The organism is Psychrobacillus vulpis (genome assembly GCF_006861825.1).
Lineage (GTDB): Bacteria > Bacillota > Bacilli > Bacillales_A > Planococcaceae > Psychrobacillus > Psychrobacillus vulpis.
The window spans coordinates 71,989-83,207 of sequence record NZ_VDGI01000003.1; the positions used below are offsets into that span (position 1 = coordinate 71,989).

Annotated in this window: 13 protein-coding genes; 8 read left to right on the forward strand and 5 right to left on the reverse strand. The window is 32.1% G+C overall.

What is annotated here, in order from left to right; translation table 11 throughout:
* Window positions 1-569: 569 nt before the first annotated feature.
* Entirely contained in the window at window positions 570-998 is a 429-nt protein-coding gene (locus FG384_RS04335; protein ID WP_142641365.1) for a MarR family winged helix-turn-helix transcriptional regulator, read from the reverse strand.
* 123 nt (window positions 999-1,121) lie between these two features.
* Here FG384_RS04335 and FG384_RS04340 point away from each other — a divergent pair, with 123 nt between their 5' ends.
* A complete protein-coding gene (locus FG384_RS04340) occupies window positions 1,122-1,709 on the forward strand; it encodes an NAD(P)H-dependent oxidoreductase (protein WP_142641366.1) in 588 nt (195 codons plus the stop codon).
* Window positions 1,710-2,010: 301 nt separating this feature from the next.
* Here the strand turns inward: FG384_RS04340 and FG384_RS04345 are convergent, their stop codons facing one another.
* On the reverse strand, window positions 2,011-3,201 hold the full coding sequence (locus FG384_RS04345; protein WP_142641367.1) for a coenzyme F420-0:L-glutamate ligase: 1,191 nt from the start codon (window positions 3,199-3,201) through the stop codon (window positions 2,011-2,013).
* Window positions 3,202-3,321: 120 nt separating this feature from the next.
* Between FG384_RS04345 and FG384_RS04350 the strand changes: the two genes are divergently transcribed.
* A complete protein-coding gene (locus tag FG384_RS04350) occupies window positions 3,322-4,212 on the forward strand; it encodes a LysR family transcriptional regulator (protein WP_142641368.1) in 891 nt (296 codons plus the stop codon).
* Window positions 4,213-4,295: 83 nt separating this feature from the next.
* Here the strand turns inward: FG384_RS04350 and FG384_RS19715 are convergent, their stop codons facing one another.
* The 3 genes from FG384_RS19715 to FG384_RS04360 all read right to left on the reverse strand — a co-directional run bounded on the left by FG384_RS19715 (window position 4,296) and on the right by FG384_RS04360 (window position 6,560).
* Complete coding sequence (locus FG384_RS19715; protein WP_166462379.1) at window positions 4,296-4,439, reverse strand: polysaccharide deacetylase family protein; 144 nt, start codon at window positions 4,437-4,439, stop codon at window positions 4,296-4,298.
* 102 nt (window positions 4,440-4,541) lie between these two features.
* Complete coding sequence (locus FG384_RS04355; protein ID WP_142641369.1) at window positions 4,542-5,783, reverse strand: polysaccharide deacetylase family protein; 1,242 nt, start codon at window positions 5,781-5,783, stop codon at window positions 4,542-4,544.
* 42 nt (window positions 5,784-5,825) lie between these two features.
* Window positions 5,826-6,560, reverse strand: coding sequence for a coiled-coil domain-containing protein (locus FG384_RS04360; protein WP_142641370.1), 735 nt, complete (start codon window positions 6,558-6,560; stop codon window positions 5,826-5,828).
* 621 nt (window positions 6,561-7,181) lie between these two features.
* Here FG384_RS04360 and hprK point away from each other — a divergent pair.
* The 6 genes from hprK to FG384_RS04385 all read left to right on the forward strand — a co-directional run bounded on the left by hprK (window position 7,182) and on the right by FG384_RS04385 (window position 11,206).
* Window positions 7,182-8,111, forward strand: coding sequence for an HPr(Ser) kinase/phosphatase (gene hprK / locus FG384_RS04365; protein WP_142641371.1), 930 nt, complete (start codon window positions 7,182-7,184; stop codon window positions 8,109-8,111).
* Between the two features lie 240 nt (window positions 8,112-8,351).
* A complete protein-coding gene (gene psiE, locus FG384_RS04370) occupies window positions 8,352-8,795 on the forward strand; it encodes a phosphate-starvation-inducible protein PsiE (protein ID WP_240793341.1) in 444 nt (147 codons plus the stop codon).
* Window positions 8,796-9,019: 224 nt separating this feature from the next.
* The gene (locus FG384_RS19720; protein WP_166462380.1) at window positions 9,020-9,184 is read left to right on the forward strand and encodes a hypothetical protein; all 165 of its coding nucleotides are present in this window, start codon (window positions 9,020-9,022) and stop codon (window positions 9,182-9,184) included.
* Window positions 9,185-9,307: 123 nt separating this feature from the next.
* A complete protein-coding gene (locus FG384_RS04375; RefSeq protein ID WP_142641372.1) occupies window positions 9,308-9,910 on the forward strand; it encodes a nitroreductase family protein in 603 nt (200 codons plus the stop codon).
* A 319-nt stretch (window positions 9,911-10,229) separates the two neighbouring features.
* On the forward strand, window positions 10,230-10,688 hold the full coding sequence (locus tag FG384_RS04380) for a helix-turn-helix transcriptional regulator (protein WP_142641373.1): 459 nt from the start codon (window positions 10,230-10,232) through the stop codon (window positions 10,686-10,688).
* A gap of 50 nt (window positions 10,689-10,738) precedes the next feature.
* On the forward strand, window positions 10,739-11,206 hold the full coding sequence (locus tag FG384_RS04385) for a hypothetical protein (protein ID WP_142641374.1): 468 nt from the start codon (window positions 10,739-10,741) through the stop codon (window positions 11,204-11,206).
* Window positions 11,207-11,219: the final 13 nt, after the last annotated feature.

An 11,219-nucleotide genomic window follows, 5' to 3' on the forward strand; every position in this document is an offset into this window, starting at 1 on the left:
CCATAATTATGGAGCGAGAAATTAGAGATAATTACATGCCGAGGTTTATTTTTAAATAGGATGGCTTTGGTTTTCTGAAGCTTACCGCTCGCTTTCCGCGGGCGAGCGCCGAGCCGCTTCGTCGCTATGCTCCTGCAGGGTCTCGTCTGTCTCGCTTTCCCGCAGGAGTCGATCGGACGCTTCTCCAAACCAATAAAATAGTAACTTCTACTTTGAAAGAAAATGATATGAGAAACCATAATTATGGAGCGAGAAATTAGAGATAATTACATGCCGAGGTTTATTTTTAAATAGGATGGCTTTGGTTTTCTGAAGCTTACCGCTCGCTTTCCGCGGGCGAGCGCCGAGCCGCTTCGTCGCTACGCTCCCGCAGGGTCTCGTCTGTCTCGCTTTCCCGCAGGAGTCGATCGGACGCTTCTCCAAACCTATAAAGTAGTAACTTCTAATTTGATAGAAAATGATGATGAGAGACCATAATTATGAGTGAAAATAAAGAAAAATTTTAAAGGAAGTTGAAATGATTACATTTCAACTTCCTTTTGTCTTCAACCTGAGTCCATCGAATTCGATTAATAAAACAATTTTGTTTGTAGAATATCTAGTGCTCGGTCAATTTCTTGTAAATCTTCTTTGGAAGCATTTTGTATTCGATCTTGAAAACGTGATTCAATAGTGGTAAATGCTTCTTTCATCAGTATTTCCCCATCTTTCGAAAGACGAATGTATTGTTTTCGACGATCTTCTGTATCACTTAATTTTTCGATTAATTTTTTTTCACTTAACTTTTTCAATTCACGGCTTGTATTTGGCATGGACATATTTTGGCAATCACTGATTTCACTAGGGGTAACAGGTTGACTAACAGTTATATACTCAAGAATTTTATATTGAACTGGTGTAATAGAATCTGATTTAGCGTTTTGTGTTAATTCGTGTGTTACACGATGAACAGAAGTTAATAATGCTATACATTTGTTAAAAAGGTCTTTATTGTCCATTATTCTCACCTCTTACTTGATAACATAACAAAAGTGTTATCAAAAAACAATTATCAATTGACAACTAAAAATAATGAATGCTATGATTTAGTTATCAAATGATAATTAAAAGAGGGTGCTAGAATGAATACGCTAGTTATTTACACATATCCAAATCATAAAAGTTTAAATTATGCTTTTTTACAAAAAGTAATTGAAGGAAGTAAGGAGAATCCTAATATAAAAGAGTTACAAGTTTTAGATTTATATGAAGAGGGCTTTAATCCTGTTCTCGAATTTAATGAACAAAAACGAAGACGTGATATGTACCGTGATCCAGCCCTTGAAAAATATAGGAAGCAAATTACTTGGGCTGACAAAATCGTTTTTGTATATCCAATCTGGTGGGGAAGACCTCCTGCAATGCTTTTGGGGTACATTGACCAATTGTTTGCTGCAAATTTTGCTTATAAAGATAAGAAGGGACTACTACCGGATGGGTTATTAAAAGGAAAGTCGGTTGTATGTGTATCAACGATGAAGGGGCCAACAAATTATCTACTTTTTTGGTTGAATAATGCACATAAAATTTTAATGAAACGAGCTTTATTCAGTTTTGTTGGAATCAAAAAGGTGAAGTTTTTTGAATTTGGTAACATGGAAAATACAAATGGAAAACAAACTAAAAAACTAGAAAAAATTTATCGATATTTTAAAGAAGTAAACAGCTAGATTAAGAAAAATTCACTATGAAGCTAGTCATCGTTTGCTAGTTTAAACATGGTAAGAATAACAATTTAATCTTTACATGCAGACAAAAGGATGTTGGTATGAATGCGTTACATCAGGATGAGGCCCCTTAGCCTTCCTTACACTAACACGTTCCTGCAGGGGCTGGTCTGTCTCGCCATCCCGCTGGAGTCGAGTGGACGCTCCTCCAAACCAATATAATACTACTTTCATCTTTTTGTGAAGCATAAAAAAATAAGCAATGCTAGTAAAGGCTAGCATTGCATATTTATTAATTTACTTCTTATTTCGTATAGTTATCAAAATATCCTTGAATAAAGATAATTGGTGTACCTTTATCACCGCTACCTGAAGTTAGATCAGATAGAGAACCTATAAGATCCGTAAGTTTTCTAGGTGTCGTTCCTTGGGCTTCCATCGCTCCTACAAGATCTTCATTTTTATCTTTAATAAATTGAGAAATAGCCTGTTTAAGTTCTTCGCCTCTTAGATCTGCAAAGTTATTATCAGCAAGATATTTTAATTTAATTTCATTAGGTGTACCATCAAGACCTGATGTGTAAGCAGGAGAAACAACTGGGTCAGCAAGTTCCCATATCTTACCTACTGGATCTTTAAATGCTCCATCTCCATAAACCATAACTTCTACATTTTTTCCAGTCTTTTCTTTTAGCATAAGCTGGATTTTATCAACAATTGGTTGGCAATTACGAGGGAAAAGTTTAACACTATCTTCCGTTGATTTGTTTGAACCAAGTAGACCGTAAGCTTCATTGCAACCACTGCCATCGATTGACTCTGATAATATATTATCAAGGCTATATATTTTTTCGCCACCATTAGCTTTTAAAATTCTTTTTGTTCTGAATCTAGTATGTATATCACAAGTTAGAACATTTTTTGTGTAATCTAAAATTGTTTTTGGATTATTTGAGAATATAACTTCACATTCAACACCGTATTCTTCTACTAATGATTTATAGTAATCAATGTAGTCTACTCCAGTAAAGGTATGTTTATTGTATCCAAAATGATCACGGAATTGATTTTCAGTTAATACGTCAGTCCAAGGATTAACTCCCTTCTCATCCAACATATCAATATCTACTAAATGGTTCCCAACTTCGTCAGATGGATAACTAAGCATTAGTACAATTTTTTTAGCGCCTTTTGCAATACCACGTAGACAGATTGCAAAACGATTACGGCTTAAAATAGGGAAAATTACTCCAACTGTATCATCTCCGAATTTTGCACGAACATCTTTCGCAATATGATCAATAGTTGCGTAGTTACCTTGAGCACGAGCAACAATTGACTCAGTTACAGTAACAATATCTTTATCATTAATGTTGAAGCCTTCTACTTCTGAAGCCTTTAACACACTATCTACAACGATTTCTTCTATATTGTCTCCTTGATTTATTATTGGGCAACGAAGACCTCTTACAACTGTTCCAACTACTCTTTCCAAAATAATCGCTCCTTATAAGCATCAAAGTTTATTTAAATTCCTTACCTACTTGTACTATACATTGACTTAGTGGTATAAGTAAAATGAATATATCGAATGATAGGTATAAGGAGTGCTTATATGGTAAGTAAATTAGACTTATATAAAGTATTTTGTCAGGTAGGAAAGAGTGAAAGTTTCTCTAAGGCAGCAAAAGATCTCTATATGACTCAATCCGCTGTTAGTCAAGCAATTATGCAATTAGAAAGAGAATTAGCTATACGTCTATTTATTAGAACTCCAAGAGGGGTTTCTTTAACAAATGAGGGGAGTCTTCTATTCGAGTATGTTAAGTCGGCTATAAACTTAATCGATGTTGGAGAAGAAAAGATATTAGAATTCAAGAATTTAACGACAGGGGAATTAAAGATTGGAGTAGGTGATACTATATCAAGATATTTTCTACTTCCTTATTTAGAAGCTTTTCATACTAACTACCCAAATATTAAGTTTAAGATTGTGAATGGTACAACATTAGAGCTTTGTTCTGTTTTGAAGTCGGGGGGAATTGATATTGCAATTTGTAATTTTCCTCTGGATGATCCTACATTAGAATTAATTCCATGTATTGATATTCAAGATATTTTTGTTTGTGGGGAAAAATATAAGAATCTAGTATCTAAACCATTAGCCCTCGATGAAATAATAGAACTGCCATTAATATTGCTTGAACCGAATTCAAATTCCAGAAAATATGTTGAGGATTACATGATTTCTAAAGGTATAAAGATTTCTCCAGAATTTGAATTAGGCTCTCATGATTTATTGTTGGAGTTTGCTAAAATAAATTTAGGAATAGCATGTGTGACAAAAGAATTTTCCCAGGAGTATATAAATAGAGGATTATTATATGAAGTACCTCTAATTGAAGAAATACCAAAGAGAAATATAGGAGTTTGTTTTTTAAAGAGTGTGTCTCTTTCACCAGCTTCGACAAAATTTGTAGAGATAATAGAAAATAAACAGATATAAAGTATCACAGCAATCCATATCTCATTCCAGATGATCATCTAAAACGAGAAACCTCATTTGTTTTATTAACAAATGAGGTTTCTTTAATACAAAGTTACAATTTCTAACTCTTGTTCTTTTAAGAATTCAATTATTTTCGGTAATATATCTACAACTATTTGTGATTCGTGAAGAAGGATAATTGATCCAGATGATTTAGACCCTCTTATATAGTTAAATAATTTCATCTATAAAGTATCACAGCAATCCATATCTCATTCCAGATGATCAGAAACTGCGTTTATCTAAAACGAGAAACCTCATTTGTTTTATTAACAAATGAGGTTTCTTTAATACAAAGTTACAATTTCTAACTCTTGTTCTTTTAAGTATTCAATTATTTCCGGTAATATATCTACAACTATTTGTGATTCGTGAAGAAGGATAATTGATCCAGATGATTTAGACCCTCTTATATAACTAAAAATTTCATCACCATTTTGGCTTTTCCAATCTTCTGTATCGGCATTCCAAAGTACTATCTTATTATTGGTTTCGTTCATTATTTCAATTGTTTCTTCATTCTTAGAACCATAGGGTGGTCTAAATAGAACTACTTCTTCTTGAGTAATTTCCTCAATTAATTGATTGGTATGTATAATTTCATTTTCTTGCGCATGATAGGGTATTTTAGCCAAATCAGGATGTGTCATTGAATGCCCACCAATTGAATAACCATGCGATTTAACATACTTAACAGAGTCAGAATATCTCTTTACATTATTACCGATAAAGAAGAATGTGCCCCCAACCTGATAATTCTTCAAGATGTCTGTAATATCTTTCGTGTACTTGGAAGGGCCATCATCGAAAGTAAGGGCTACTTTGCCTTCAGGAATACTATAGTTTACTATTTCATCTAGTTTTACAAATGGATACATAAGCTCATCGTCTTTCACATCTATAGAAGAAGTGGTTTCATCTACGATATCAGCATTTGTAACTAAATTATCTTTCTTTGCTAGATTCAAAGTTGCTTCTTTTTTTATAGTGCTATCTTTTACTTTTGCATTTCCAGTTGTTTCTTCCTGATTAAGAAAAGCAGTACTAAGTAAAAAAATGAATACAATGCTTAACAACAAGGTACCAGTCTTCCAAGAAAGAAGATTCAAACTATTTCTCTTTGCTGTGGTGTTGTTTTTTTCTAAATATTGAGTAGCTGTTGGACTATCAGGTATGATTGTAAAATTATTCTTCTGTAGTGTTTCTTCGTTGTACTTTAAAGCATGTAATTCATTTACAAAAGCTTCGGAGCATGAAAAATAAACTTTATGACTTTGATCAAGATATGTTTTTGTTAAAAAACTTGTGTATTTGTTTTGTGTGGAATCCCAAGTACTGTGAAAGGATAATCTGTATTTATGAAGTCCATCAAATACTGTAACTGCTTTCAAATTTTCGGCTGTTTCAATGTCGATTTCCCAAAGAAACTCGATTTCTTGCTCAGATAATAATCTTATTCTTAAAAAGGATTGATTAGATGTTATATCAATTGATATTAGTTCTAATAGTTTCCCTAAATAGACTGACATAGTAGTCTCCTTTCTCTATTAGTGAAAAGATAGAGACCTTGTTTATTCTTTGTGAGTTGTAGTTTTGGAAGAAAACGAAAAAGACATTCTCTCTGTAAAATCGTTAATTGTTTGTATTAATTCAGCTTTCTCTTCTAGAACTTTCTCGCATTGTTCCGCATACTTTTGATTTTCTATTTCAAGTTCTCTAATTTTTTCTTCGAGTTCTCTTATGTTTAACATGTTTTGATATTGAATATTGTTAGATTCTTCTTTAAGCATATTGTATTTATTAATCTGTTTTTCTAATTGATTTGAAACTTTTTCAAAATCGTTACTCGAAGTATTTTGATATTCTTTATAATCTTCAAGAAGCTGGTCATATACCATTTGTTTATTTGTAAGATTGCCTTCGAGGATACGGATTTCTTTATTCTTATCCTGAATCATTTGTTCTTTCTTTACCAGATCATGTTTTAAACGACTATTTGTTTCATTTGATTGGTTTAACTGATCTTCAAGACCTTCGTTTTTATAAAGAATAAGTTGTCGGTCATGTAGTAAGTTTTCTAAAGAAACGATTAAATCTAACGATATTTTGTCCTGATTTTCTTTGGATAGTATGTATTTATTACTAGTGTTATCTATCGTACTAGATTCTTCTATTTGAATAAGCTTATTTTCTATAACTGTAATAGCGGGCTCTTCCTCATAGCTGTTCGTGTGATTAAGTTGATTTTGATTAGAACGGACACTTTTAAACCAACTTATAGGCTTACTTTTGTTATCCTTTGTCATAATTCCATCTCCTAAATAATTTTATATGCTACAACTTTTATCGAATGATTACGAGTAAAAAAAATAATACTAAAGTATTTATTTTTTTAGAATAAAAAAGTTTCAATAATACTAGTTCTCTAATTCTATTGTATGATTATGTAGAATAATGTCAACAACATACTGATGAACCTATTTGCTTATTAATAGTCTTAAAATTTATGAAGAATTGTTTACTAGGTTCTTTTGGCATAAACAATTCTAAAAGGAAAGTAGCGAAGCCGAATGAATTTATTATGAACAGGGCTAATGAACAACAAAACCAATTTAACTGCAACGCACCAGGTTTTTACATTCCATATTCTAACAAGTATAATTGATTTACAATATACGGGATATTAATTCGTTAATCTTGTCTCAAGCGATTTCGGTTACACGGTAAAAATAAGCGCTAAGAGATTCTCTGATTTATTGGATAAATCTACTTTTATAACAATCAATATATACTTGCACATGGTGCATTAATAGGGTAGCATTACTAATTATTTAATGTTAGGTAGTCTAAATCTTGATAGAATTATTCGAAATTTAGTAGAAACCAATTCAATTCAATGTGTAATCTAGAAGGCGAGTGGTATAAATATGAAGACAATTACAGTAGAAAATATTGTCCGCAAGTTTTCACTTGAAGTGTTAACGGGACATGACCAATTACATCGTGTATTAAAACAATCTAAAGTTCGTCGTCCAGGTCTGGAGTTCATGGATAAATTTGATTTTATTGCAATTGAGCATGTGCAGATTTTAGGAAAGAATGAAATTAATTATTTGCATACTCTAACAGAGGAAGAATGTAAATTGCGTATTGGAAATATAGTTCAATACGATCCTCCATGCATTGTCATTACATCAAATCAAGAAGAGCCGTTGGGATTAATTCATTATTGTGTGACAGAAAATATCCCAGTATTACGAACAAGTGATTCGACGAGTGAAATTAGTGCAAAACTAGACGCGTATGTTGTAAAAGCGATGGCAGAGGAAATTGCAATTCATGGTGTGTGTGTCAATGTTTCAGGAATTGGTATTTTGTTACGTGGGAAATCAGGTGTTGGAAAGAGTGAAACAGCCCACACGTTAATTGGGCGCGGACATCGTCTTGTGGCGGATGATATAGTTGTGTTGAAAAAGTTAAGTCCTCAAACCCTTCTTGGTTCACATAACGAAAAAAATAAAGAATTTCTCGCATTACGAAGTATTGGATTGCTAAATGTTGTGCGTCTATATGGGAGAGCGGCATTTCAAGAAGAGACACGAATTGCTCTCGACATTGAATTGACGAAATGGGAGCATAATGCACTTAATAACGATTTGGAGCTTGAAACAAAATTTACAGAATATATGGGTGTTCAAATTCCGCATATTCAAATTCAGCTACAACCGGGTCGTGATGTTGCCGGTTTAATTGAAGCGGCAGCAAATAACTGGTATTTGAAGCAACAAGGATATAGTGCGGCGGAAGAATTCGTAAAAAGACTGGAGCAAGAGTTTGATAACTGCAATTCTAATTAATATAAAAATCATCCCTATCTATCCATGTATTTTATGGAGGTGGGGATGATTTTTTCATAGTAAGCTGGATTCTTATTTATCATAATCAACTTAACACTTGGTTTACAAAATGGTTGTATAATAAAAATGACTTCTCATATTTGTTGTTTTTGGAAATAATTAGAGTCACTTGGAGATTTCCATGTATATTATTTTATTAATATTTCGATTGATGTGAGCGAAATTGAATGGGGGAGTTGAATGAAAAAGAAAATGAAAATGAAAATAGTAGAACTATCTATGGTATTAAAAATCATACCTAAAGTACTTCAAATATTTTTGAACTTCTGTCTAGTACTTCTATCGTTAATACTGTCCTTCCTACTCATCAAGGAACTAACTATGTTCTTGAAGATTTTTATGACAGATGGAAGCAGTGACTATAAAATGTTCATCGCTAACATTCTCATTTTCTTTTTGTACTTTGAGTTTATTACAATGATTGTTAAATACTTTAAGGAAGAATACCATTTTCCACTTAGATATTTTATTTATATTGGAATTACTGCTATGATTCGACTTATTATTGTAGAGCACGATCACCCTATAGACACATTAATTTATTCACTAGTTATTCTTATTTTAATTATAGGTTACTTTATTATGAACATTACGCCGCTAGAAAGACCGAATCGACAAAAATAAAGAGTAGACAATTAAAAATAAACTCATTAAACGAGGATTTCTTATTCATTATTTTGAATAACTACTAATTAGAAATCCTGGTTGGTTAATAAAAAAATTATCAAATAGCGGTTGACTTTTAAAATGGTTGTAACTATAATTGTTACATCGAGAGGTGAGGGTAGTTTATTTGGAGTTGTATTTTTTTTATCTATGTTGTAACAGTATGTGTTACAACGGTGGAAATGACAAATGGAAAGGTGTCGGTTCCAACACTAGTGATTGACGATGAAGTTATTCAGGGACTAGCTAGCAAAGAAAAATTAGCAGGAGTCATTGAAAGAGTGTTAGAAAAAAATAAAGAAAGTAATCTTCAAGGTATGCAATGTAATATCGATGGCAATTGTTAATATTAGATTAATGAATAGTGGACTGTTATCAGTTGTTCTTTAACTATATAATTGTCCATTTCTTGGATTGTAACATTATTTATATAGATTATTTCAAATCAAACTTATATTGGAGGAATTATAATGTCAGAAACTACAACAACTTTAAAAGAAGCAATCATCAATCGTCGTTCCATACGAAAAGTGAAAAAAAATGAAAATATTACAAAAGAAAAAATTAGTGAAGTGGTAAAAATAGCTTTACATGCACCGTCATCATTTAATATGCAAAGTGGACGTATCGTTGTTCTTATGGACGCTGAACATGAAAAATTCTGGGATATCGTAAAAGAAACATTGCGTCCACGCGTTCCAGAAGAAAATTTTGGAGCAACAGTTGAAAGGCTGCAAGGATTTAGAGAGGGTACAGGTACGATATTATTTTTAGAAAACCAAGAAACAGTAAAAAAAATGCAAGAAAATGCACCATCCTATAAAGAACATTTTCCAAATTGGTCACATCAAGGAAATGCAATGTTGCAATATGCACTTTGGATGTCATTAACAGCAGAAGGTATTGGAGCATCTTTGCAACATTACAATCCTATTATTGATGAAGATGTGAAGAGAACTTGGGATATTCCAGCAGAATGGGATCTAGTAGCACAAATGCCATTTGGTGAGCCTAATGAGCAACCAGGAGAAAGAACATTTTTATCTTTTGAAGATGTTGTGAAATTTTATTAATACTAACAAATATAACAGGTAGGTTATAGTGCGGCGGAATAATACGAAAAGACTGATAAACCATTCTTATCTTTACACTGATTATGTGGAGATAAGAATGGTTTTTTCATACAGAAAAGTTGAAGAGAAGTAGTTGTACTTTGTTTCAGTCGTTTGAAAATACTATATAAAACATTTTGAATAATTAACCAATAGAAGATGGTGAAGAAATGAGATTAATATTACCACTTAGTGAAACGAATAATAAATTAATACACCATTATTGACGTAAACTCTCTTATAGTGTAATGTTACACTATAAGAGAGTGAGGAAGGTAATATGGATAAAAAAGAATTTATAAAACTGGTAAATGCTAAATTAAAGCTCATCCGTATTGAAAACGATTTGTCACAGGACAAAATGTCTGAAATTATCGGTTTATCAAAGAAAACATTAATAGAAATCGAAAAAGGTAGGAGCACCCTCACATGGGCAGGTGCAGTTTGTATCGCAACACTTTTTGAACACAGCGAGATCATACAGATGACATTTGGGGGAGATGTTAACGAAGTTATCAAGACAATCGCTTTTAAACATTACAATAATAGTTTCCCAAAGACTCTAGGAGGGAAAGTATGGTGGCGACAAATAAAAGAGTTAAACGGTTATTCAATACAACAAAATATACTTTCTCAACATTATAGAATTCTAGATAAAGAGAACAGTAGAATATGTAGTTCATTTGAATTGGATGAAATCGAAAAAAGATTTACAGAAATGATAAAATCGTTACATTAGATTCATAGAAAATTATTTAAATCATATACAACGAAGGGAACAAACATAATATGAAAAAAGCAACCATCGCAACATTAACTATCGTTATAGCAATGGGATTATCAATTAACACATTTGCAAATACAAATACAAAGACAAATACAAAAAATGAAATCTTCCAAAATGAGCTGACATATCTCAAATCAATTAATCCAGGTATTACAAGCATAGAAGTAGTTTCGCTGAAGAAAGATAGAGACCAATTAGATGAATTACATAAACAACTAGAGAAATTAGAACTAGATTATGGAATTCTTGTTGATAATACAAAAAATCCAAATAAAGAACCGAAAAGTCTGGATGACTTAACAGCAGAGCAACGTAAAAATCACTCTCAGTTAATTGATAAAATTTGGAGTGAAGAGCTGAGATTTTTAGATGCTCAATATAAAGCTGGACTTATAAAGGAAGATAATTATAAAGTGGATAAAAGCAATTTCGAATATTTAAGAGAAAAAAATTCATTAAATAATCATTAATTGAAGTAAGGGG